Source organism: Nocardia sp. NPDC059154, assembly GCF_042755705.1.
In the GTDB taxonomy this organism is placed as follows: domain Bacteria; phylum Actinomycetota; class Actinomycetes; order Mycobacteriales; family Mycobacteriaceae; genus Nocardia.
In genome coordinates, this window is sequence record NZ_JBHZCS010000076.1 from 14,465 (window position 1) to 37,119 (window position 22,655).

At 64.7% G+C, this 22,655-nt stretch carries 22 protein-coding genes; 7 read left to right on the forward strand and 15 right to left on the reverse strand.

What is annotated here, in order from left to right; translation table 11 throughout:
• The first annotated feature begins 319 nt into the window (after positions 1–319).
• The 4 genes from ACFXN1_RS42255 (at position 320) to ACFXN1_RS42270 (ending at position 4,610) form a co-directional block, all read left to right on the forward strand.
• Entirely contained in the window at positions 320–1,738 is a 1,419-nt protein-coding gene (locus ACFXN1_RS42255) for an aldehyde dehydrogenase family protein (RefSeq protein WP_379445549.1), read from the forward strand.
• A gap of 353 nt (positions 1,739–2,091) precedes the next feature.
• On the forward strand, positions 2,092–2,316 hold the full coding sequence (locus tag ACFXN1_RS42260) for a TetR/AcrR family transcriptional regulator C-terminal domain-containing protein (RefSeq protein ID WP_379445551.1): 225 nt from the start codon (positions 2,092–2,094) through the stop codon (positions 2,314–2,316).
• A gap of 282 nt (positions 2,317–2,598) precedes the next feature.
• Positions 2,599–3,630, forward strand: a complete 1,032-nt coding sequence (locus ACFXN1_RS42265; RefSeq protein ID WP_379445552.1) for a phosphotransferase — start codon at positions 2,599–2,601, stop codon at positions 3,628–3,630.
• 242 nt (positions 3,631–3,872) lie between these two features.
• Entirely contained in the window at positions 3,873–4,610 is a 738-nt protein-coding gene (locus tag ACFXN1_RS42270; RefSeq protein ID WP_379443763.1) for a hypothetical protein, read from the forward strand.
• Positions 4,611–5,081: 471 nt separating this feature from the next.
• On the opposite strand, the gene ACFXN1_RS42275 is transcribed toward ACFXN1_RS42270, so the two are convergent.
• The 8 genes from ACFXN1_RS42275 to ACFXN1_RS42310 form a co-directional block, all read right to left on the reverse strand.
• Positions 5,082–5,561, reverse strand: coding sequence for a hypothetical protein (locus tag ACFXN1_RS42275; protein WP_379463897.1), 480 nt, complete (start codon positions 5,559–5,561; stop codon positions 5,082–5,084).
• Positions 5,562–5,760: 199 nt separating this feature from the next.
• Positions 5,761–8,070 (reverse strand): FdhF/YdeP family oxidoreductase, encoded by a 2,310-nt coding sequence (locus ACFXN1_RS42280; protein WP_379443761.1) that lies wholly within the window; start codon positions 8,068–8,070, stop codon positions 5,761–5,763.
• A gap of 106 nt (positions 8,071–8,176) precedes the next feature.
• Positions 8,177–8,953: an acyl-CoA thioesterase gene (locus ACFXN1_RS42285; RefSeq protein ID WP_379443759.1), complete on the reverse strand. Its 777-nt coding sequence runs from the start codon at positions 8,951–8,953 to the stop codon at positions 8,177–8,179.
• A 23-nt stretch (positions 8,954–8,976) separates the two neighbouring features.
• Positions 8,977–10,173, reverse strand: a complete 1,197-nt coding sequence (gene mftC, locus ACFXN1_RS42290; protein ID WP_379443758.1) for a mycofactocin radical SAM maturase — start codon at positions 10,171–10,173, stop codon at positions 8,977–8,979.
• A 33-nt stretch (positions 10,174–10,206) separates the two neighbouring features.
• Complete coding sequence (gene mftB / locus ACFXN1_RS42295) at positions 10,207–10,500, reverse strand: mycofactocin biosynthesis chaperone MftB (protein ID WP_379443757.1); 294 nt, start codon at positions 10,498–10,500, stop codon at positions 10,207–10,209.
• A complete protein-coding gene (mftA, locus tag ACFXN1_RS42300; protein WP_379443756.1) occupies positions 10,490–10,594 on the reverse strand; it encodes a mycofactocin precursor MftA in 105 nt (34 codons plus the stop codon). Before mftA ends, mftB begins: the two co-directional genes overlap by 11 nt.
• Before the next feature lie 186 nt (positions 10,595–10,780).
• Positions 10,781–12,196, reverse strand: a complete 1,416-nt coding sequence (locus ACFXN1_RS42305) for a wax ester/triacylglycerol synthase domain-containing protein (RefSeq protein ID WP_379443754.1) — start codon at positions 12,194–12,196, stop codon at positions 10,781–10,783.
• Between the two features lie 148 nt (positions 12,197–12,344).
• On the reverse strand, positions 12,345–13,253 hold the full coding sequence (locus ACFXN1_RS42310; protein WP_379463899.1) for an alpha/beta fold hydrolase: 909 nt from the start codon (positions 13,251–13,253) through the stop codon (positions 12,345–12,347).
• A 390-nt stretch (positions 13,254–13,643) separates the two neighbouring features.
• On the opposite strand from ACFXN1_RS42310, the gene ACFXN1_RS42315 reads away from it, so the two are divergent.
• Positions 13,644–14,123, forward strand: a complete 480-nt coding sequence (locus ACFXN1_RS42315) for a PaaI family thioesterase (RefSeq protein WP_379443753.1) — start codon at positions 13,644–13,646, stop codon at positions 14,121–14,123.
• A gap of 4 nt (positions 14,124–14,127) precedes the next feature.
• On the opposite strand, the gene ACFXN1_RS42320 is transcribed toward ACFXN1_RS42315, so the two are convergent.
• From ACFXN1_RS42320 to mftD, 5 genes are all read right to left on the reverse strand, one after another.
• Positions 14,128–14,700 carry a TetR/AcrR family transcriptional regulator gene (locus tag ACFXN1_RS42320; RefSeq protein ID WP_379443752.1) on the reverse strand — a complete coding sequence of 191 codons (573 nt, stop codon included), beginning with the start codon at positions 14,698–14,700 and terminating at the stop codon, positions 14,128–14,130.
• Positions 14,701–14,996: 296 nt separating this feature from the next.
• The gene (gene mftE / locus ACFXN1_RS42325; protein ID WP_379443751.1) at positions 14,997–15,743 is read right to left on the reverse strand and encodes a mycofactocin biosynthesis peptidyl-dipeptidase MftE; all 747 of its coding nucleotides are present in this window, start codon (positions 15,741–15,743) and stop codon (positions 14,997–14,999) included.
• Positions 15,680–17,005: a mycofactocin biosynthesis glycosyltransferase MftF gene (gene mftF / locus ACFXN1_RS42330; protein ID WP_379443749.1), complete on the reverse strand. Its 1,326-nt coding sequence runs from the start codon at positions 17,003–17,005 to the stop codon at positions 15,680–15,682. Before mftF ends, mftE begins: the two co-directional genes overlap by 64 nt.
• Positions 17,002–17,781 (reverse strand): mycofactocin-coupled SDR family oxidoreductase, encoded by a 780-nt coding sequence (locus ACFXN1_RS42335; RefSeq protein WP_379443748.1) that lies wholly within the window; start codon positions 17,779–17,781, stop codon positions 17,002–17,004. The genes mftF and ACFXN1_RS42335 overlap by 4 nt, the downstream gene beginning before the upstream one ends.
• Positions 17,781–18,953, reverse strand: a complete 1,173-nt coding sequence (gene mftD, locus ACFXN1_RS42340; RefSeq protein WP_379443747.1) for a pre-mycofactocin synthase MftD — start codon at positions 18,951–18,953, stop codon at positions 17,781–17,783. Before mftD ends, ACFXN1_RS42335 begins: the two co-directional genes overlap by 1 nt.
• A 136-nt stretch (positions 18,954–19,089) precedes the next feature.
• Between mftD and mftR the strand changes: the two genes are divergently transcribed.
• Entirely contained in the window at positions 19,090–19,707 is a 618-nt protein-coding gene (mftR, locus tag ACFXN1_RS42345) for a mycofactocin system transcriptional regulator (RefSeq protein ID WP_379443746.1), read from the forward strand.
• A 187-nt stretch (positions 19,708–19,894) separates the two neighbouring features.
• Positions 19,895–20,635: a tyrosine-protein phosphatase gene (locus tag ACFXN1_RS42350; RefSeq protein ID WP_379443745.1), complete on the forward strand. Its 741-nt coding sequence runs from the start codon at positions 19,895–19,897 to the stop codon at positions 20,633–20,635.
• A 114-nt stretch (positions 20,636–20,749) separates the two neighbouring features.
• On the opposite strand, the gene fdhD is transcribed toward ACFXN1_RS42350, so the two are convergent.
• Both fdhD and ACFXN1_RS42360 read right to left on the reverse strand, forming a co-directional pair.
• Complete coding sequence (gene fdhD, locus ACFXN1_RS42355; RefSeq protein ID WP_379443744.1) at positions 20,750–21,571, reverse strand: formate dehydrogenase accessory sulfurtransferase FdhD; 822 nt, start codon at positions 21,569–21,571, stop codon at positions 20,750–20,752.
• 307 nt (positions 21,572–21,878) lie between these two features.
• The gene (locus ACFXN1_RS42360) at positions 21,879–22,475 is read right to left on the reverse strand and encodes a TetR/AcrR family transcriptional regulator (protein ID WP_379443743.1); all 597 of its coding nucleotides are present in this window, start codon (positions 22,473–22,475) and stop codon (positions 21,879–21,881) included.
• Positions 22,476–22,655 lie beyond the last annotated feature (180 nt).

Below are 22,655 nucleotides of genomic sequence, written 5' to 3' on the forward strand. Positions count from 1 at the left end.
CAAGACAGGTGTGTATGATCGAAGCGAAACAAAAAAACGCTCGCTCACGGCGCGAATTAGGGGAGAGGAAACAACCCCCGACTCGTGTTTCGGTCGGGTGGCAGGGGCGTGCCGAACCCGTCGGGCGGATCGCGCCGTGGAGTCGGTGTGCATCGGACGCTGTGTGGTGGATGTCGCACTCCACTATCGGTGTGAACGATCGTTGACAGATGTGATCGAGGTCTCTAGGGTTTCGAGGCGTTGAGGTTGAAGTGTGCTGCCTCTTTGCTCGGTGCCCTGCGGCGATTCGCGCCACCGCTATGTGAGGACTGATGAGACGATGTTGAACCGCACCGAGCTCTATATCGACGGTAGTTGGGTCGAATCCGGTTCGAACCAGGTCATCGAGGTCGAGAACCCGGCCACCGAGGAGCTCATAGCGACGGTCCCGGCTGGGACCGCCGCGGATGTCGATCGCGCAGTCGAGGCAGCCCGTCGCGCATTTCCGGCATGGTCGGCGACCTCCGCAGCCGAGCGCGCGGAGTTGCTGCACCGGATCAACGACGGGATTGCCGAGCGGGTAAGGCTGATCGCAGCGACGATCACGACCGAGATGGGTTGTCCCCTTCGGCTCTCGACCAGAATCCAGACGGCCTTGCCGCAGACCGTGATCCGTGGCTACGTCGATCTGCTCGATTCGTACCCGTTCCACGAACAAGTCGGCAATACGCTCGTGGAGCGGGAGCCGGTGGGTGTTGTCGGGGCTATCACGCCGTGGAATTATCCGCTGCATCAGATTACCTGCAAGCTCGCCGCGGCGCTGGCGGCTGGGTGCACGGTTGTCGTCAAGCCGAGCGAGCTTGCGCCGCTGACCGCCTATCTGCTGTTCGACCTGCTGCACGAGGTCGGTGTGCCGCCCGGTGTGGTCAACCTGGTTCCCGGACACGGCGATGTCGCAGGCGAGGCGATTGCCGCACATCCCGACGTGGCGGTGGTGTCGTTCACCGGGTCGGGCCGCGCGGGCGCCCGGGTTGCCGAGCTCGCCGCTCGTAATATCACCCGTGTGTCGCTCGAGCTCGGTGGCAAGTCCGCAAATGTGTTGCTGCCGGATGCCGACCTCTCGGCCGCAGTCGGCGCAGGTGTCGCCAATGCTTTCCGCAATGGCGGCCAGACGTGCTCCGCGTGGACCCGCATGCTCGTCCCCGACGAGATGTACGACGATGCAGTCGAATTGGCCGCGGCTCTGGCTGCCGACTATCGGGCCGGTGATCCGCTGGATCCGGCGACCAAGCTCGGCCCGCTGGTGTCGGCGAACCATCGCGAGCAGGTGCGCGCGTACATCGACAAGGGTATTGCCGAAGGTGCCCGGCTCGTAGCCGGCGGCACGGCACCGCCGGACGGCCTGCATCGCGGCTATTACCTTCCGGCGACGGTGCTCGCCGATGTGGATCCGAATTCGACTGTGGCGCAGGAGGAGATCTTCGGTCCGGTGCTGTGCGTTCTTCGATACTCGGATGAGGCCGAGGCGGTCCGGATCGCCAACAACTCGCGGTACGGGCTTGCCGGAGCCGTGTGGTCCGCCGATTATGGGCGGGCGCTGTCCTTCGCTCGCCGCATGCGCACCGGAGCCGTGGACATCAACGGGGCCAGATTCAATCCGTTCGCTCCGTTCGGTGGCTACAAGCAGTCGGGGATCGGCCGCGAACTCGGACACTATGGGCTGGAAGAATTCTTGGAGATCAAAGCCATCCAGGCGTGAACCGGGCAGGCGAGTGCAGACGCATCCCCGAGGCGGATGGTCTGGGATCGGCTGCGGCGACCGCTGGTGCGCGCGCCCAGGTAGGGGTGGCCCACGCAAGGAAGAGCTCCTCGATGGCGTGGCCGACGCAGTCCTTAGTCAGCTGGATCTGAGTACCGACGAGTCGGCTCCTTGGGACGAGCAAGATCACAACGATCTTCACCAAGATCCTGGTGGATTAGAGGACAAGGCCGGTGTCCGGGAGTTGCTCGTGGTGCGTTCCGCTCGTGGCCCGGCGACCAATCTGATCCGCGAGAACGTCATCCGCATTCTGCGCGCCGCCGGCTACACGCCCGCGCAAGTCGGTACACGCATTGGCGATGCTCTACTCGTTCACCCTTGGCTTCGCCGCCACCGGCCATCGCAGCGGTGCCGACACCCACGACTTCGCCGAGGTCAACGTTCGCACTCACCCCTATCTTGCCGAGGCCCTTCTCGTCTGTCCCGAACGGGCCACCACAGAAACCTTCGCCTCAGGTTTGCAATTCCTAATCGAGGGGATTGCAAAGCACCGCGCTCGAGGGCGGACTGTCTGCTAACCGCTCGAAGATGAGCGCTCTCGAGTATGAGCTTTGAAACATGCGATCGCTGTCCCCACGGTTGCATCGCACCCACCAGAAATGCGAACGACCACTCTGTGGCACGAACGATGCCTGATACAGCGGAATTTCCCCTTACTAGGCCGAATGCTGTGGTGCACTTCCTTGCGAGTGAACGATCGTTGACAGTTTCTGATGCATGACCTAGCTTGATATGACCACCGTCACTGTTGAAGATGAATGTGAAGGGCGTTACTCATGATCGAAGCATCACACCTCCCAATGAAGACCGAGGATCTGACGGAGGCGTGGTTCTCTGCAGCATTGGGGCAGCCAGTCGAGGTCGCAACCCGACGCGATGTGATGTGGGGGACCGGAACCAAGGTGTTCTTCGAGTTGGAATACCGCGACGCCGCAGCGGCGACCGCGCTGCCGACGAAGGTCTGCGTCAAAGGCGGATTCGGGACCGAAGTCCGCGCATTCGGCGCGGGTGAGGCTTACATCGCCGAGGCGCGGTTCTACGGCGAAGTCGCGCCGCGTCTGGGCCTCAACTTGCCCCGATGCTGGTATGCGGCGGTCGACGTCGATGCCGGTCAGGGGGTTCTCATCCTCGAGGACCTCCGCGAGTCGGGTACGACTTTCGGTGATCCAACCGAGCCATGGTCGGCAGATCGTGTCGCTGCGGCACTCGAACAGCAGGCGATCTGGCACAAAGCGACATGGGGTGAATCGGCCGCGGGTTCGGGTCTGCCGGTCGGCTCCACATCCGTGCGTGCCGCTGCGCCTGCGCTGCTCAGTGAACAGCATTGGAATCGCCAACAGAGCGTCCCTGAACTGGCCCCGCTGTTCGACAAAATGGTCGACCGGGCCGAGATGTATCAGGCGTTCGAGCAGCTTTGGCAGATCGATGACTCCTCATCCCTGTGCCTGGCACACGGCGACGCGCACGTAGGCAACACCTTCATCGACGCTCAGGGGCGGCCGGGATTCCTCGATTGGCAGTGCCCGTGTCTCGGGCCGTGGAGCTACGACGTCGCGTACTTTCTGGTCGGGGCGCTCCCGATCGAGGTTCGGCAGCGCGAGCAAGAACAGTTGCTGCGCCTCTACCTTTCGGCGCTGGCTTCCGGCGGAGGGCCGCAGGTCCGGTTCGACGATGCGTGGCTCGCCTACCGTCGGAGCAGCCTGCACGGCTTCTTCTGGGCGCTGACACCACCCGAGATGCAGCCGCTGGCGCGTGTGGCCGCTATGGCCGAGCGGCATGTCGCGGCGATCGAGGATCTCGACACATTCTCTGCGCTCGCTGTGACATGTTGATCGATCATGCTGCCAGCAGGTCGCTCGAATGCGGACTGTCTGCTGTTGCGTGCTTGTGAACGATCGTAAATACAAGATCGTCGTTCTCGACCGTTGACGCCCCGAGTGTCGGCGCCCTATGATTTGAGACACATTAGATCAAAAAGTTGCCGGATTGGCTCGGGCAGCTGACCCGGGTTTCACGACGCTGAGAGTCATGGTCTGTCTGACCGCTCTGGTTCGCGTTGTTACCAAGGAGACACGTGTATAACCCTGAAGTCATCCTCGCCGATGTCTCCCATCGCGCCGGTCTGATCGTCGCGCTCGGTGCGGTGGCATTGTTGTGCAACTGGTACTACTTCTTCGAGTGCGCCCGTCTGGCTCAACGAGATCGCTGTGCACCGATGGCGCTGTGGGCCACTACGGTCTTCATCGGTCACGACGGCAGCTATCTGCTGAAGTACAACGACTGGTTCCACCACTACGACCACTGGTTCCCGAAGCTGTTCTGGGTAGGGCTGATCGTGACGTTCAGCTTCGAGGTCATCTTCTTCGTGCAGACCGTGCGGTTCGGACGCAAGGAGATCGCACCGCGTCTGAGCCAGGCACAGTGGACGGCGTACTGCCTGGGCGCCCTGGTGACCGGCATCGTGTTCTGGGCGGTGACCAAGCACTACCTCGACGACCCGCTCTACCTCATGACCTTCCTGGTGACGTTCGGAATGTGCGCCCCCGCCACGATTCCGTTCATGATCCGGCGTGGTGCCCGCATCGGTGTCGGCGCCCGTCAGATGTGGGCCTACCTCGGCATCGGCGTCGGCTATGTCCTGCTGACCACCGGCATTCTGCGCAACCCGTTCACCGACTATCTGTGGATTCTCGGCAGCCTGGTATGCGCCGGGCTCGCCGCAGCCCTGCTGGTGCTGGTCTATCGACTGCCTGAACGGGCCGATGTCCCTGCGCCGGCGAGTCGACCAGACCCGGCCTTGCGATCGGCATGAAATGAAGACCGCGAACGCATAACGCTTCTGAGGCGATGCCCAAGCGCGCCAGGGCAAATAGTGATCGGCCCGACCAGGCCCGCCACGTGCGGGCCTGGTCGAGCCCGTCTTGCTCTTGGACGGAAGGTTGGTGGTTGGTTCACTGTGCCGGCGGCACCCGGTGATCCAGATCGGCTCGACCAGCCGCGTGGCCCGTGTGTACCGGCGCCGACCGACCAAGACTTCAACCACAGTCCGGCGATCATGGTGCCCCGCGAGCCGATGAATACGCCAGGACAATCCTGATCCGTCAGCTCTTGGTACGGCTTGCCGTGCCCGAGCATTCGCGTTGCGCAGCAGGCGGATTGGGCGCCCTACACCGAGGACGATCCGCCGACATCGACGACTCCTGCTGATTCACGTTTTCGGGTGTCTGTGCCGGGCGCTCCGGGGCGTGTCGTTGTGCATGAGCGATCGGCAAGCTGACCGGGACTACTCCTGTGCCATCGAGGAGCTTCGGATCAGTCGTCCCAGAAACAGCCCGGTCAGCGCCGGAACAAGAACCAGCAGGATCGTGTACGTCCCGCCGGACACGATCTCGAAAATCGACGAGTCGGCAAAGTTTCGTGGATGGGCGACCGCCCCGAGACTGGTGCCGGTGAGGCCGGCGATCGCTCCCGCGACGATGGATACCATCACCCACGCCATGGTGGGATCGTCTGCGAGTCGTTCCGGCCAGGCGGGTTTGACCAGCAGTTCGAACCGGCTTTCGGTCGCGGCCCATAGCAGCGGCACGGCCCCGACGACCAGCACGGCACACCAGCGCAGCGGTGTCGTCAGTCCGGGCAGCAGCGCGGACGTCGCGGCCAACACCAACCAGATCGGACAGTGCAGCAGTCCGATCGCCGCGCCGCGAACTGCCCATTGCCCACGGACATCGGGCAGCCGGGAAGGAATGGTCGGCAGCGCCACCCGCGAGCCCTTGGCCAACCGGGGAAGTGAGTCCGTTCGATCTCTCGACATTGCAACCAACTCCTGGGCGGGGGAGCTGAACGCGCCTCCCGCGTTTACGATGTACGTATATTCTATGCGGACACCATGTATGAGTCGGCCCTGCCGAGAAATTTTTTGCGAAATCTTATCTCAAAATATTTGAGTGGGATTCGTCATATCAAGCCGGTCGTGGCAGGAGCCGAATCGGAATCGCCTTCGATACAGGGGTATTGGAGCGATCGGCGACATGATCGAGCGGGACGAGCGGATTGGTCTCGGGGTAGTAAGCGGCCGCATTGCCGACCGGCGTGGGGTAGGAGACCAGCCGGAAGTCGTCCACCGTCCGCCGCTCGGTCTGTCCGGCCGGGTTCGTCCATTCCGACACCAGGTCGACACGGTCACCCTCGGCGAACCCCAGCCGAGCGATGTCGGCAGGGTTGACCAGTAGAACCCGGCGCCCACCCTTGACGCCGCGATAGCGGTCGTCGAGTCCGTAGATCGTCGTGTTGTACTGGTCGTGGCTGCGGAGAGTCTGCAGGATCAGGCCGCCTGGTGGTGCCGGTATCCATGTCAGCGCGTTCACCGCGAAATTCGCCTTGCCGGTGTGGGTGTCGAATCGGCGAGCGTCGCGGGGCGGATGCGGCAGCACGAAGCCGTCGCGGTGCCGCACCCGGGTGTTGAAGTCGTCGAATCCGGGGATAACGCGAGAGATCGAGTCCCGGATGGTGTCGTAGTTCGCCTGAAACGCGGCCCACGGGACCGGATGTGCAGGACCGAAGAGCGTCTCGGCCAGCTCGCAGACGATCGCGACTTCGCTGCGCAGATGCGGGCTCGCCGGCTTCAGGCTGCCGCGGGAAAGATGCACCATCGACATCGAATCCTCAACGGACACTGCTTGTTTGCCGCTCGACTGGACGTCGCGATCGGTTCGGCCCAGCGACGGCAGTATCAACGCGGTTCGCCCGTGCACCAGATGACTGCGGTTGAGTTTGGTCGAAACCTGCACGGTCAGTGCGCACTGGTGCAGGGCCGCCTCGGTGGTCGCGGTGTCCGGCGTTGCGGCGGCGAAGTTGCCGCCCATGGCCATGAATACCCGTGCATGGCCGTCCCGCATGGCCCGGATGGCATCGACAGCGTCATAACCGTGCTCGCGTGGGCAGCGGATGTCGAATTCGGCGTCCAGCGCCGTAAGGAACGACTCCGGCATCTTCTCCCAAATGCCCATGGTGCGGTCGCCCTGAACGTTGGAGTGCCCGCGGACCGGGCAGACTCCCGCGCCCGGCTTCCCGATCATGCCGCGCAGTAGCAGCAGGTTCACCGCATCGGCGATCGTGGCGACGCCATGGGTGTGCTGGGTCAGTCCCATCGCCCAGCAGATGACGGTGCGTTTCGATTCGATGAGTTGCCTTGCCGCGTCGGCGATCTGGTCGATGGTCAGTCCGGTCGCCTCGACGACCGTGTCCAGATCGACAGTCCGGATGTGCTCGCGGTAGCGGTCGAAGCCCTCGCAGTGCCCGTCGATGAAGTCTCGGTCGAGCACCTGACCCGGATTGTCGTCCTCGGCCTCGACGAGCAACCGGCCCAGCGCTTGGAACAGGGCCTGGTCGCCACCGAGCCGAATCTGCAGGAACGTGTCGGCGATCGGGGTGCCCGCCCCGACCACTCCGTTCAGTTGCTGCGGATCCTTGAACCGCAGCAGACCGGCCTCCGGGAGCGGGTTGATCGCAATGACCTTCGCGCCGTTGGCTTTTGCGTTCTGCAGAGTGGACAGCATGCGGGGATGGTTGGTGCCCGGATTCTGTCCGGCGACGATGATGAGGTCGGCGTTCTCCAGGTCGGGGACCGATACCGAACCCTTGCCGATGCCGATGGCGTCGGTCAGCGCGGTGCCCGACGATTCATGGCACATATTCGAACAGTCCGGCAGGTTGTTGGTGCCGAATGCCCTGACCAGCAACTGATAGACGTATGCGGCCTCGTTGGAGGTCCGCCCCGAGGTGTAGAAAACGGCCTCGTGCGGGCTGTTCAGGGCGCGCAGTTCGGACGCGATGAGCCGGAAGGCGTCGTCCCAATCGATCGGGCGATAGTGTGTGTCACCCGGTCGGAGGACCATGGGATGTGTCAGTCGTCCCTGTTGCCCGAGCCAGTACTCGGTGCGAGTCGCCAGTTCCTGCACCGAATGCTCGGCGAAGAACTCCGGGGTCACCGTGCGGCGCGTGGCTTCCTCGGCGACGGCCTTGGCACCGTTTTCACAGAACTCGGCGTGTTTGCGATGACCGGGTGTCTCGGGCCACGCACAGCCGGGACAGTCGAATCCGTTGTGCTGGTTGAGGGCAGCCAGGGTACGGACCGTACGAACCGGACCCATCTGCTCCACACTGCGCTGCAGCGACACTGCTACCGCGGGAACGCCTGCGGCGTACGTCTTTTCGGGTGTGATGACGACATCGTCGGCGTCGTAGTCGAAGCGATCGCGCTTATTCTTCATCGCGGTGTTCCCGGCCCGCAGGCGTTCATGGTGAGTTCCTCAGGGATGCATCCCGGAGACGCGTGGTCCGGGATCGGTTGCAGTGAATTCGGCTCGACAGGTTCGGCTACAGAACAGCCATTTTCGTCGTGCGGAACGTCATTTCCTGGGTCAGCGTCGCTACCGTGGTTCCGTCGGATCCGCGGACTGTTCCGGAGTAGAAGCCTCGACCGGCGGACACGGTCCGCGGAGTGAGGTCGACCAGCATCCATTCATCGAGTCTCGGGATCCGATGGAACCAGACCGCATGATCGAGGCTGGCGCCGATCGACGATTCTCCGTTCGGCATATCCACCAGGCCGCTGGATATGTCGGACAGGTAGGTGAGCACGCAGGCGTGGATCAGCGGTGACTCCGGCAGCTCGACGGCACTGCGGGCCCAGAATCGGGTGGGCCACTGTGCTTCCGGTTGCGTCGTCCGGGTGTGAATGGATTGCAGTCGCGCGCAATGCCATTCGGGCAGATCGGCGGGGCCGGGTACATCGGGTAGCGGTTCCGGTTCATGGTCGACGTCGAACTCGAACCGGGTGAAAGACACGGACATGGTGAAGATGACCTCACCATTCTGAATGCCCACCACCCTACGGGCCGTATACGAACGCCCATCATGGTCCCGGTATACGTGGAAGAAAACGGGTGCGTCGGCGGTGCCGCGGCGCAGGTAGTAGCAGTGCAGTGAGTGCGGGAGCCGGTCTTGCGGCACGGTCCTGCCGGCGGCGGCCAGCGCCTGAGCGGCGACCTGGCCGCCGTAGAGCGGAAGCGGGTCGTCGTACAGGGCCACCGATCGATACATATCGCGGTCGATCGTCTCGAGGTCGAGCAGCTCGGCCAGGCTCGGCAGCATGCTGACACTGTCCTCCGACGGCATCAGCGCAGCCCAGCCAGCGGATTCGTGTCGCACGCCCGGTCGGGCACCCGATTGGCAGTCGGCAGCACGGGAAGGCCGAGCAGCACCTGTTTGCGGCGCGGGGCGGTGCTGCGGGAATGGTCCTTGTCCGGTTTCGGAATCGGTGCACCGGCACCGACGAGTTCCAGCGCGCGTGCGCCGTTACCCATGACGCATTCGGGGTCGGGCCCGTCCAGGGGGAGACCGGTGAAGAACTTGGCCGCCATACACCCGCCTTGACAGGAGTCGTAGGCCGAGCACGATGTGCAGGCACCGCCGGTCTGCGGCTCGCGCAACTGGGCGAAGAGTTCCGAGGTGCGCCAGACACTTTCGAATCCGCCGGGTTCGCGGACGTTGCCGGCCAGGAATTCGGAGTGAATGGCGAAGGGACAGGCGTAGACGTCGCCGATCGGGTCGATCAGACATACGACCCGCCCGGCGCCACACAGGTTCAGACCCGGCAGGGGTGTGGAGCCGAGGGCATTGAGATGGAAGAAGGAGTCGCCGGTGAGGACGTTCTCGCCGTTGGCCACCAGCCAGTTGTAGATGTCGAGTTGCTGATCAGCGGTGGGATGCAGGTCGTCCCACACGTCGGCCCCGCGGCCCGAGGGGCGCAGCCGCGTGATGCGCAGCTGTGCCTTGAAGCGATCGGCGATCGCTTTGAACTCGTCGAGTTGTGCGACGTTGTGGCGGGTCATCACCACGCTGATCTTGAAGTTCTCGAATCCGGCGGTGGCAAGGTTTTCCATCGCCCGCCACGCCATCTCGAACGAGCCGGGCCCGCGCACCGCGTCGTTGACCGCGGCGGTAGCCCCGTCCAGCGAGATCTGCACATCGACGTAGTCGGTCGCCGCCAATCGGCGGGCGCGTTCGGGGCTCAGGCGTACCCCGTTCGTGGAGAACTTCACGCCGACGTCATGGTCGATCGCGTAGTCGAGCAGTTCCCAGAAATCAGGGCGCACCGTGGGCTCGCCGCCACCGATATTGACGTAGAAGACCTGCATCCGCTGCAGCTCGTCGATCACCGCTTTGCATTCGGCGGTGGTGAGCTCGCGGGGGTCGCGCCTGCCGGAGGAGGACAGGCAGTGCTCGCACGACAAGTTGCAGGCATAGGTCAGTTCCCACGTCAGGCAGATGGGCGCGTCCAATCCATGCTGAAAGTGCTCGACCAATTTCATAACGAAAATCCTTGTCCGGCAGGGGAATAGATGTCAGCGCGGCTGGATCGTGCCAGCCGCCGCCAACTGCGCGAGCGCATCGAGATAGCGCTCATGTTCGGTGTCGGGGACCTCGGCAGCGACCAGGGCGCTGCGCACGTCGGGTTGACGTTCCAGTTCCCGGACCACGCGAACCAAGGCCAGCGTTTTGAGGAATGACAGCCTGCGGGTGGAGAAGTCGTATACCAGGGCGCCGAAGGGCTCGGGCCGCAGGGATACGGTGGGGGTCAACCGGTAGGGCCGGTCGGGCATGTCCCCGCCGGCCGCTGCGCCGTCGTCAGTAGACACCGCACATGCCGTCGATCGACACGTCTTCGACCAGCAGGTCGTCGGCGATGGTTTCGGTGTTGTTGTCGACAGTGCGGATTTCGGATTCGTTCATCGATCGCTCCTCGGTGAGTAGGTCAACCGATTATAGCGACACCGAGTGTCAAAAAGAAGAGGCGCCGTCGGCGTGTCGGGTGAACTGTGTCCAGTTGGTCGGCTCGGGCCGTTGTTTCCGCGAGAGAGCGACTGTGCGGCAAGGCTTTTCGATAGCGGGGACGCATCGTTGGATCCCCGCTGCCGGTCAGCGGGTAGCGAGGGCCAGCACCTCGTCCAGTCCTTGCTGAAGACTGGTCCAGAGAGCTGGGAGGTCGGTGAACACATCACCGTCGGCGTTGACTGCGATGCAGCAGACGTCGCCATGCGTGCACAACGCAGCGCACATGGCGGTGCCCGGTAGCGGCCCGAAGACGAACATCCGCTCGAAATCTGCGCCGGCGATCTGTACCGGTCGCTGCGCGCCGGGCCAGCTACTCGTGGTCAGTGCCGCCCCGGTGCTCAGTTTGCCGATCATCGACGTCACGAGCCTCCGCGGGATGTAGTTGAACGCCGGGGTGACCGTGTTGAGGAAGTCGAGCGCTGGTTCGTTCCGCACCATCGATACCCGTTCACGCATAGCCTGTATGCGTTTGGCCGGGTCGATGATGCTCGACGGCGCCGAATAGAAGGCTCCGGTGAACCGGTTGCCGCCCAGCGGGTCGTCGGGCTTGCGCACTGAGACGGGCATCGAGATCGGCACATCGTCGAGTTCCAGGCCCAGCCGTTCGTGGTAGATGCGCAACCCACCCAGAATCGCGGCGACGAAAGCATCGTTGACTGTGCCGCCAGCGGACTTGCCGGCTTGTTTGATATCGGTGAGTTGGCACTCCAACGTCCCGAATCGCCATGCGTGCCGGTGACTTCGGGACAGAATCGGCGAGGTCGTCGCGGGCGGTGGGGTAGCGACGCGGGCCAAGGAGGCCACATAACGTGCCGTCCGCTTCGGGCGGCGCACCAGGTGGACCAACGCCTTGATCAGTGCCGGCACCAGCCACGGAATGCCCGCGAGTAGACGCCGAAGGCCGTACAGGGCTGCGCCGGTGGGCGTGACGACCCGCCGTTCGATGCCCTGCGATGTTGGCTGCGTCGTCGGGTCCAGCGTCGGACTGAGCAAGCGGCTGAACAGTTGGGTGGCGGCTCCGCCGTCCATCAGTACGTGATGCGCTTGCAGGATGTAGGCGGCCCGCCCGTCCTCCAGGCCGTCGACGAAAATCGCCCGCCACGGGGGACGTGACGGGTCGAGCGGGGTGACCGCGAGCTCCTGCGCTATTTTCAGAACTTGCGCCATTGTGCCGGAAGTGCCCAGCTGTACGTGGGTAAGGTGATCGCTGAGGTCGAACTCGGGATACCGCGACCACAGCGGCGGTCCCAGTGGCACGATCGGGTCCACGACCCGCTCGGTGAATCGGGGGACCACATTGAGCGCCCATTGGTGCGACCGCCGCAGCCGCTGCCATGAGGGCGCCGAGCCCAGCACTTTCACGACGACGCCGGCCCAGGAGTCCGCCGGCGGCCGCTCCGTACGCCACATGAGTGAATCCAGTGAATTGAGTTCTCGCTCCGTGCCCCAGCGTGCGAGTTCTTCCCATAAAGTGTCGACCGATTTGTTCCGTATTTCCATCCGGCAACCCCTGCGCAGTGAATATATGACTACATAACTTTTCGCTCATTGGTTGGATTGCGGGCCGGATCCAGCACTTGTACGACCACGGTGTCGGGCCTGGATGTGCCTCGGGGGAATGCGGGGGGACCGCGGTCGAGTCGGTGCATCACGACACCTGGCGGCCTCGGGCAACGGGCGGGATCCCGACCTCGGCGAGGTGGTGCAGCACGAGAGCGTTGAAGACATCCGGATGTTCGAACATCGCGCAGTGACCGGCGTTTTCGATGATTTCCAACTGCGCGTCGTCCAGGTTGGCGACAAACTGCTCGGCGGCATGCAATGGCAGAATGTTGTCCCGATCGCCCCAGACCACCAGTGTCGGACACCTTATGCCGGCCGGATCCATCCGCGGGATGGCGTGCACGGTCGCTCGCAGAGCCGTGCCGAAACCGGGCGCCCGCATTGCCGGAATGACCTCGGCGGCAAGCTTGGGGGGTAGCGCATTCGGATCGAATACGAGCCTGCGCAGCAGCGGGCGGTGCAGCGCAGGGTGACGCGCCACCGATCTCGCCAGTCTCGGAAGCACGAGGAAAGCGTTGAGGATGGCGAAACCGCGGTTGATGACAGCCAGACGAACCGCACTGAGCTCGACTCCGGCGGCCGAGAGCAGGATCAGCCGCCGCACGCGTTGCGGGTGCGTCACCGCAAGCCGCATGCTGACCAAGCCTCCCATCGAATGACCGATGACCACCGGTTCACCGATACCCAACTCGTCCAGGAGCGCCACCAGCGCGCCGACGAAGTCGTCGACCGACACCGGGCCCGCCAGCGGCTCCGATTTGCCGAATCCCGGGAGATCAACGGCGATCACCCGATAGCCCGAGCTCAGCGCCGGGATGTTCTGCAACCAGGTCTGCCACGAACCGCCGAGACCATGCAGCAGCAGGATCGGGCTACCTGTCCCGACGTCGACATACCGGAGCCGCCGACCGAGGGCTTGGGAATCGCGGATGTGAGCCGACCAATCGAAACGCATCCACCCGGGCGAATCTTGTAGTCGCGATCGGAAGTTCATCGAAAGGGCTCCTCACGGCTCCGCATCGAGTCAGGAGCGACGGAAACGTTCGTTCTAATGTATCGGCCATGCCCGCGCTGTGGAAGATCGAGCGACAAACGTCACCCAGTACTTTCGCAGCCGAAACCCGCTCTACACCTATGGTTTCTGTCATCGTCAGGTCGTCGTCTGCCGGTCGGTAGGAGTCTTCGTCGGCAGCCCTTCCCGGACCGACGATGGGGTTACAGGTCGTTAATGTGTGGGTCGGAACCGTCGATGACGTCAGTCGGTTCGGAACGGGATGACCCGCCGCGAGGCGACCGGCAGGCGGCGTGTGAACGATCGCTCACACAATGGCATACTTGCTCTGTAAAGCGCTGGAAAACATCGAGCAGAGAGCAGGTCCGATACGTGACGCAAACCGAGGAAGCAGCGCATACCCGGATGGTTCGCTGGTTCCCGCCGGTGGACCGTGCGCCGAGCGCGTGGGTCGAGTGGGCGAATCAGCTGCCGCTGGTGAGCGGGCTGGGAGTGGTGGCCACGGCGGTGACCGACGATTCGGTGACATTCGAAGTGCCCGCCGCACCGCTGTGCCCCAATCCCAACGGCTCGGTCAACGGTGGGCTCGTCATCGCGATAGCGGACCAGGTCATGGGGGTTGTGGCAGCGCGAGTGGCAGCACCCGGGCAGCTTGCCGCCACAGGGACGTTGAGTACCCAGTTCATCAGTCCGGCCTTGCCGCCACTCGAGCTTCGGGGCGCGCCGACCGGCGGCGGCCGCCGCGTCACCTTTGTCGAAGTCGTCGTCTACGACAAGGACGGAAATCGGTGCGCCGTCTGCCAGGGCGCGATGATCGCCGGCGCGGCAGCGCGCCAGGAGCCGACCGGCTGACGCTTCAGCCGACAGCCTCCGCAGCCGGCTGAGCCAGTCCGTCCAAGGCGGACAGCGCGAGGTTGGTCAGCAGGCTCTGTAGCTCCGGGGAGTGTTTCGCGCCGGGGGGACGAGTGGCGTCCGAGGTGATGAGCGCGTGCATAGCGCGCACGGTGGAGGCCAGGTCCGCGGTCGAGTGACCCGGGTAGCAGCTGTCGAGTGCTTTCATCCAACGGTCGGTGTAGTGGCGCTGGCGCCGCAGGAAATTTCGCTTGTATACATGGGTGAGCGTGCGCTGTTCACGGGACCAGATGCTGGCCAGGTGCTGGTGGGTGACTGCGAACTCGACGTGTGCGTTGACCAGCCGGACCAACTCCTCCTGCGGATCGTGGGCGGGCTCGCCGATCCGGAGCAGCAGTTCGTCGGTGGCTCGGTCGAACAGCACCGCGAGGATCTCGTCCTTGTTGGAGAAATGCCGGTAGATCGCGGAACCGGTCACCCCCGCTTCCTTGCCGATTGCGTCCACGCCGACACCATCGAAGCTGCGCTCCGAGAACAGCTTTTCGGCTGCCTCGAGGATCTTCTCTTCGCGATTCACCACCCCAGTGTAAGGACCGATCGTTCGCGCCACCGGAGCGATCGGCCCGGCGCGGCAGAAACCGCCCGAGTGCCCGGCTGCCAATGGCCTTCATGGTTCTCACGGTGTCGGATCTGTGATGGCGGAGACGATCGTTCACACGGTAGGGCGGCGCTCCTGGAGCGAGCGTTCGACGTGCGGGTCGGTGACGGCGTCACCGTCATCGAGTTCGGTCGTCCGAAGTTGGTGAACGACATCATGCATCACGCCTCTGTTGCGCTGAAAGGCGCTGCGGCACAGTCGGATCGAGATGGGGCTCAGCGGAGTTCCCGCTCGATCCATTCGACCGTGGCCGATACGAGAATGTCGGTCCACCTCGCCAGGATCCGCTCGCCGTCCTCGGCTCGCGCGCGAGTGGGATCGCCGAGCACACCATTCGGACTCACCGAAGACACGCCGTGGGCGCGCAGTTCGTCCATCAAGAGCGCGAGCGGCTGGACATTGCCCGCTGCTGCGCGATCCATGGCGACATCGCGGGGGCGCAGGTGCAGCATCACCGAGGTCTCGATGTGGCCGGCGTGACTGTCACTGGCGTCGCCGGTCGGCACCCACGCCATCACCCGGCGTCCCTCCGAACGCGCGATCGTGACCGCCGAACGCAACGGTTCGAGGTTGCCGCCGTGGCCGTTGACGAGCACGACTCCGGCGAATGCGTCGGCGGAGCGGATCAATTCGACGAGCAGTAGTTCGACAGCTTCTCGGCCGATGGACAGCGTGCCGGGAAAGGCGGCATGTTCACCGCTGGATCCGTACGGAATTGCCGGAGCGACAGCGATATTGGGCGCGCGCGCCGCGAGGCGCCGACACAGCTCGGACGCGATGGCCGTGTCTGTGTCCAGCGGTAGATGTGGACCGTGCTGTTCGGTCGCGCCGAGTGGGATCGCGAGCACGAGTCGATCGGCATTGTCCGCCAGGTCCGGTGCGCGCGCGCTGCCGAGATTCACTGTTTCGACCCCGATCTCAGCTGCGGCAGTAACGGTGCGACGGTGCGGTGGCGGGCACATCCGGCCCAAACCCCGAGGGCATAGGCGAGATCGTCGGCGAGGCGGAGCGCGGCCCATCGTGGTCCATGGGCGTTCCGGATGCACTCGACGGCTATGGGGGCCAGTGCTGCGGCGAAAACTGCTCTGCCGCGGCGGGTACACAAGAGGAGCGGCCACCAGACTCGGCGCGCGGCGTCGGCGAGTTGTTTGATCGCTGCGAGCTGCGCCCCGCCCGCCAGTGCGAGGGCGGTGCCAGGCGGCACACCGCGCCGGTGGAGCTGCTGTGCGAGGGATCCGGAAGCAACTGTCACCACGGCGGCGGCAGTCGCCGGCCGGCGTGCCGTGACCAGGAGTGCCTGGGCGGCTTGCGGTCGCGACAGGACGGCACAGGCCAGTTGTCCGCGATGGCGGAGGGAGAGGGGAGCGGCGGATGTGCCGTAGTCGAACCGTTGGCGCAGCCATGCGCCCACTGTCTCGCGCGGCTCGTGCCATACCGTCGAATCCGGTTGGTACCGAACGACATTCCCGGATTCGATGAGCCGCCAGATCAGATCGACATCCTCGCCGAACCGCAGGCTCTCGTCGAACCCGCCGACCGCCAGGAGTACGTCTCGGCGCACGACGAGGGCGGTCGAGGGGACATAGCGGACTCGACCGCCGGCGCGCACCACTGCAGGGTTCGGGCCCATGTCGAGGCTGCCGTGATCGACTTCGTACCGACCGAGCGGTCCATGGGGCAGGGACCGGATACGAGGGGCGACCGCGGCGACCCGGGGATCATCGAAGAGGGGCAGCACCGACGCCAACCAGCCGGGCTCGGGAATGGTGTCCGAATCCAGGAATGCGATCAGCGGAGTATCGGCGCAGCGCAACCCGGAGTTCCGGGCCGCGGCCGGCCCGCGCGGTACGGAGTGCCGGATACGGGCATCCATGACCGGGATCGCCGACCCGTCGTCCACGACAATTTTCTCGGCGAACTCACCTGCGACGGTAAGCAGACGGGCGACGCCGCGCGGGTTGTCCTTGACCGGAACTACCAGGCTGACGTCGTCGGCGGTGGTCGGTCCGGGGCCGGCCACCGGATGTACGATGCCGGCGTCGATGAGCCGCTGGGCCAGTGCGCGTTCGCCGGCATCGTTGCCGACGGGCATCCCAGCGAGCCAGCGCTCCACCTGGCGGACGCCCCGCTCGCCGAGCCGGAGCAGCCGCGTCGGGGAGCCGCCGAGTAGCACCCGGCCATCGCGATATCGCCGCACCCCCGAGTCGAGCACCACGGTCGTCATGGTGTGAACCCGCCGTCGGCATGAACGATGCTGCCGGTGATCACTGCGGCTTCCGGTGAACACAGCCACGCAACAGCCGCCGCCACCTCGTCAGGTTCCAGTGTGCGGTCGATGAGATGGCGCCCGGCGAACGAGTCGATCGATTCGAGGCCGTAGATGCGCGCGGATTCGGCGAGCATGTCGGTTCGGGTGGAACCGGGGGAGACGGCCGTGGCTGTGATGCCGGTACCTCTCAAATCGTGTGCGAGTCCTTTGATCAGGCCGACGACCGCATGTTTCGCGGCGTTGTAGCCGGCCAGGTGCCACATGCCGTGGTGGGCGGCGGCCGAGGCCAGCGCGACGAACCGGCCGCTCCGGGGTTCGGGCCGGCGCAGCATGGCCGGCACCGAGGCACGGACCAAATTGGCCACGCCGTACACCCCGACATCGAACAGTGGCTCCCAATCCTCGGCCGGGGTTTCCCACAGAGCACGTCCTCCGGCCATGACGGCTGCTGCCGCGACTGCCGCGTCGAGCGGGCCGAACCGTTCTTCGGCGAGAGCTACGGCATCGATCAGCGCGGGCAGATCACGAACGTCGGCGACCACATCGATGACGGCACCGCTGTGCTTCGCGGCGACGGCGGCCAGCTGTTCCCGGGTCGCCAACGGGTAGGCGACCCGGGGATCGTCGGCGCACCGGTCGACCGCGACGACCTGCCAGCCATTGTTCGCGAGCCGGTGTACGGTCGCGGCGCCGATGCCGCGGGCCGCGCCGGTGACGATCGCAACAGGCATCACAGACCTCGGGTGAATCCGTCCGGGATGACAATGTCGGCCGGCGAGAGGTCGTGGATGGAGGAGTGACCGAGCCCGTAGAGAGCGGAGTCGATGCCCTGGCGCAGCACCTCGAGCACGTTGTGCACGCCGCGCTCACCTCCCGCCGCCATGCCCCACAGGTAGGGGCGGCCGATCATCACCGCCCGGGCGCCCAGAGCCAGCGCCTTGACCACATCGCTGCCGCGGCGGATGCCGCCGTCGAACAGGATCTCGACCTCATCGCCGACTGCGTTGGCGACACTCGGCAGCAGGCGGATCGCTGCGGGAGTGGAGTCGAGGTTGTTGCCGCCGTGGTTGGAGACAGAGATCGCGGTGGCTCCGATGTCGACCGCCCGCTTCGCGTCGTCGGGCCGCCCGATGCCCTTGATCATGAACGGACCGTCCCATTGCTGGCGGAGCCAGGCCAGGTCGTCCCAGGTAGGCGGCGGGGTACCCATCCATTCACCATAGGCGCCGAAGAAGGTGGGACCGCGCTGGCCGCGCGCAACGAGGTTCGGCGTGGACAGATCGGGGAGTTTTCCCGAGCGAGCGAACCGGAGCAGCCAGCCCGGCTTGACCAGCACCTGGGGCGCGAAGGTCAACGCGGTCTTGAAATCGATGCGTTCGGGCAGTGCGGGGCTGCCCCAGTCGCGCGCGGTGGCGAACACCCAGTCCAGCGTCACGATCAGCCCTTTGGCTCCGGCGTTTCGGGCCCGCTCCAGCCGTGCGGTCATCGCCTCTCTGCTGCCGAGCCAGTAGACCTGGAAGAACGTCTTCTCGTTTGCTGCGACAACATCTTCGATCGGCTTGGAACCGAAGGACGACAGACCGAGCGCGGTGCCCGAACTGGCCGCAGCGCGGGCGACGCCGATTTCGCCGGCCGGGTCGACGGCCTGCACACCGGTCGGAGAGCAGATGACGGGTAGTGAGATCTGTTGTCCGAGTACGGTTGTGGAAAGGTCACGAGTAGCAGGGAGGTCGGCGATGTGCGGCCGGAATCCGAGTTCGGCGAAGGCTGCGGCGTTATCGTCGAGCGTGACGCCGGCTTCCGAGCCGGCGAGCAGTGCGGTGTACACCGCCTTGGGCACTCGCTTCTTCGCGCGGCGCTGCGCCTCGGCGACCGACTCGAACCAATCTTTCGTACTTGCCATGGAACATCCTTGTTCGACTTCGGGGGAACGAGCCCACCGGTTTGGAGCAGGGGCTTTGCCGAGGGACCCGGTTCGGGTTCGGCTGATGATGTGTGACTGCCAGCATAATGGCACCAGGTGTCAAAATGGAAGGGCTATGACTGCACAACTACCCGGACAGGGGCGCGTCGGCCACCCCGGCAAGCGGGGGAGACGCCCCTCGACCAGCGCGGCAGAGCTGGAGAAGGCCGCATTCGAGCTGTTCGAGCGGCGTGGGTTCGATGCGACCGCGGTCGACGACATTGCTGCTGCGGTCGGCATCAGCAGGCGCACCTTTTTTCGATACTTCGAGTCTAAAAACGATGTCGTGTGGGGCAGCTTCAGCGAACAGCTGCAGGTGATGCGCGAGCGGTTCGCGCAGTGCCCGGTCGACCAGCCGATCATGGAGGCCATCCGAGATGTGGTGGTGGACTTCAATCGGTTCGACCGCGCGCAGGTGCCCTGGCATCGCAAACGTATGGAGTTGATCCTGGGAGTTCCCGCCCTGCAGGCCCATTCGACGTTGCGCTACGCCGAGTGGCGTGCCGTGGTGGCGGAGTTCGTCGGGCAACGGCTCGGCGTCCCGGTCCACGACCTTTTGCCGCAGACCATCGGGCATGCCACCCTCGGTGTCGCGGTGGCCGCCTACGAGCACTGGCTCGCCGTCCCGGATTCGGACCTGTCCGACGTGCTCGATCGTGGATTGCGCAGCCTGGCGGCCGGTTTCGCGAGGTAGCGATACACAGGGGCCGCCGCGCAGTAATTATTGAGATTGCTAGTATCGTCAGGACTGCCTCTGCGGCATGGCTCCGCCCAGGTGTGGATCGGAAATGAAGATGACCGATCTCGCGTACCGGTGTCGAGGGTTCGACTGTTGTCGACGCGGCAGTCACTGCTGACCGCATAGCGAATAGGCTGCCAATATGCTTTCTGGTGCATGGAATTTCCGTGAGGTTTCGGGCTTGCGGACAAAGGATGGTCGGCGGGTGCAGCCCGGTCGTCTCTTCCGCAGTTCGGAGCTGAGTCGTCTCGATGACGATGGTCAGATTGCTCTGACGAGTTTGGGCATTACCGACGTCTTCGACTTGAGAGACCTCGCTGAGGTGGAACGCCATGGCGCAGACCGGCTTCCCGACGGAGTCCGCGTTCATTCGATGCCCTTCAACCTGACTTCGGCCGGGTTCGCGCCACACGAATTTGCTGAACAGATTGCCGCGGATCCAACTGGGTACATGTGCAGCATCTATTCTTCGATGCCCGTCTCGGCGGGCGCGCAGGCCGCGGTCGCCGCGATCATCGAAATCTTGTCCGATCGCCGCCGCCCGCGGTCGAGCGTCCTCGTGCACTGCGCTGCCGGCAAGGACAGAACCGGTTGGGTGATCGCGGTCGTTCTCTCCGCGCTCGGAGTGGTACGAGACGACATTTATCGCGACTACGAACTGAGCAATAACGGAATTGCCGCGCTGGCGAATCGCATGTCAGCGGTATATGGCGTGCCCGATGACAAAGCGAGGACGCACCTGTATGGGGTCGACGTCGAGTATCTAGGGGCCGCGTGCGCCGTCGCAAAGGCTGAGTTCGGATCAATAAACGCGTACCTCTCGGCATGTAATATCACCGATGGCCAGGTATCGGATATGCGGCAGCGCTTGTTGACTGCGTAACTTCGGGCAGCTGAACTGAGCGTCTAGCGGGAGGAAGAGCACCCTCTGCCGTTCTCTCTTCGTATTCACGTCGTGGCTCCCACTACCCCTGAGGTGATGAACCGCGTCAGCTCGTCAGTGCTTCTTTCGGGTGATTCGGTCCGGTCCGGTGTAGATGTTCATGGTGTTGCCGCGGAGGAAGCCGGCCAGGGTGAGGCCGGATTCGGTGGCGAGGTCGACGGCCAGGGAACTCGGGGCGGAGACGGCGGCGAGGAGAGGGATGCCGGCCATGACGGCTTTCTGGACCAGTTCGAAGGAGGCGCGGCCGCTGACGACGAGGATGAGGTCGTGGGCGGGGAGGCGGTCTTCGCGCAGGGCCCAGCCGATGACCTTGTCGACGGCGTTGTGGCGGCCGATGTCCTCGCGGACGGCGAGGGCGGTGCCGCCGGTGGTGAACAGCCCGGCCGCGTGCAGGCCGCCGGTTGCGTCGAAAACCCTTTGGCGCGAGCGTAGTTCGTCGGGCAGTTCGGCGAGTACGTCGGCGTCGACGGTCGGTCCGGCGGCGGGCAGTGGGTATCGGGTGCGGGTGCGGACCTCGTCGAGGGCGGTTTTGCCGCACAGTCCGCAGGCGCTGGTGGTGAGGAAGTTGCGGGTGGGTATCGGTGTGGGAGTGCGTAACTGGATGTCGAGGACGTTGTAGGTGTTGTGTCCGTCGGTGTCGGTGCCCGCACAGTAGCGTGCGGAGACGATGTCCTCGCGGGCGCCGATGATGTTCTCGCTGAACAGGAATCCGTGCGCGAGGTCGATGTCGTTGCCGGGCGTGCGCATGGTGACGGTCAGCGGTTGCCCGTCGACGCGCAGTTCGAGCGGTTCCTCGACGGCGAGGGTATCCGGGCGCTCGATGTGCCCGCTGGGTGTGATGCGCAGCGTCTTCCGGCGAGCGGTCACTCTACTCACAGGCATACCTCGCTACAGATACCCACTTCTGGGTGTGGCGTTTCCACGTGGACGATGACGGCCTGGGCGCCGCTGCGTCGGAGCCTTCGGCGACGTAGTCATCAGGCATTCGCACCCTCGTCCGTTCGTCGGGCCGCAGGAGGCAATCATGCCGCTGGCGACATCATACAGATAATGTCGTTTCCGAGGCCCTGGATGCGGCGCAACACGACAAATAGAGGATAATGTCGTCCGGCTCGGGTGAGATGACGGTCGTAGTTCCGATGATCCGCGGCGCTGGTCGCAGTCTGCGGAGAGGCGGCAGTTCTCAGGTGCGCTGGTCGACCAGGGCTGGAAGGATGAACAGCCGCAGTATCCGGCGCAGGGCCGGTGGGGTCAGATCTTCGCGGACCATGAGTGGGGCGAGGACCATTTGAACCCACCCGGCCAACTCGTCGATGTCCACATCTGTGCGCAGTAGACCCTCGGTCCGTGCGTGACCGAACAGCGGCGCTACCAGATCCGTTGTCACCGCGGTCAACGCAGAGGGGCCGGTGAGGAGCCGAAACGCGTGATCCGGTGGAACGGCGTCGCTGAGGTGCCTGAATTCGACGTCACCACGCACGGTTTCGATCATCGTGGCCAGTCGTTCGACGATCTGATCGGTCACCGAGGCGCGCGGGTTGAGGTGCCTGGCTCGCACGACATCCGCCAGTTCCCGGGCGCGAGCGATCATGGCCAAGTCGAGGATTTCGTCGCGGCCGGACACCGAGTCGTACACCGTTTGCCGCACCATCCCCGCTCCCGCTGCGATGTCCGCGATCCGCGTGCTCCGGACGCCCTTGTGCATGAAGCACTCGCGCGCCGAATGGACGATGCGCTCGATGGTCGCCGAGTTCGAGTTGCGGAATGCCGGTTGTGCCACGGCAACACAGTACAGCCGACGCGGCCGCCGATCGCGTGTCGTCGCGACGGCCGACGGCCTGCTCTTACCTGACAACCGACGCCGCAAAGTCGAGCCGACGCTGCAAGCCGACAGTTGACACGTTTTGTCGTCTCGGTCATGATCGGTGCGACGTAATGGTGTGTATGTCGTCACACTGGA

Coding starts and splice junctions, on each gene's coding strand:
- mftA (WP_379443756.1), bottom strand. CDS start 10,594: ATGAACGAATCCGAAATCCGCACTGTCGACAACAACACCGAAACCATC.
- ACFXN1_RS42265 (WP_379445552.1), top strand. CDS start 2,599: ATGAAGACCGAGGATCTGACGGAGGCGTGGTTCTCTGCAGCATTGGGG.
- ACFXN1_RS42350 (WP_379443745.1), top strand. CDS start 19,895: ATGCTTTCTGGTGCATGGAATTTCCGTGAGGTTTCGGGCTTGCGGACA.
- ACFXN1_RS42310 (WP_379463899.1), bottom strand. CDS start 13,253: ATGAACTTCCGATCGCGACTACAAGATTCGCCCGGGTGGATGCGTTTC.
- ACFXN1_RS42255 (WP_379445549.1), top strand. CDS start 320: ATGTTGAACCGCACCGAGCTCTATATCGACGGTAGTTGGGTCGAATCC.
- ACFXN1_RS42335 (WP_379443748.1), bottom strand. CDS start 17,781: ATGCCTGTTGCGATCGTCACCGGCGCGGCCCGCGGCATCGGCGCCGCG.
- mftR (WP_379443746.1), top strand. CDS start 19,090: ATGACTGCACAACTACCCGGACAGGGGCGCGTCGGCCACCCCGGCAAG.
- mftC (WP_379443758.1), bottom strand. CDS start 10,173: ATGAAATTGGTCGAGCACTTTCAGCATGGATTGGACGCGCCCATCTGC.
- ACFXN1_RS42280 (WP_379443761.1), bottom strand. CDS start 8,070: ATGAAGAATAAGCGCGATCGCTTCGACTACGACGCCGACGATGTCGTC.
- ACFXN1_RS42305 (WP_379443754.1), bottom strand. CDS start 12,196: ATGGAAATACGGAACAAATCGGTCGACACTTTATGGGAAGAACTCGCA.
- ACFXN1_RS42285 (WP_379443759.1), bottom strand. CDS start 8,953: ATGCTGCCGAGCCTGGCCGAGCTGCTCGACCTCGAGACGATCGACCGC.
- mftD (WP_379443747.1), bottom strand. CDS start 18,953: ATGGCAAGTACGAAAGATTGGTTCGAGTCGGTCGCCGAGGCGCAGCGC.
- mftE (WP_379443751.1), bottom strand. CDS start 15,743: ATGTGCCCGCCACCGCACCGTCGCACCGTTACTGCCGCAGCTGAGATC.
- mftF (WP_379443749.1), bottom strand. CDS start 17,005: ATGACGACCGTGGTGCTCGACTCGGGGGTGCGGCGATATCGCGATGGC.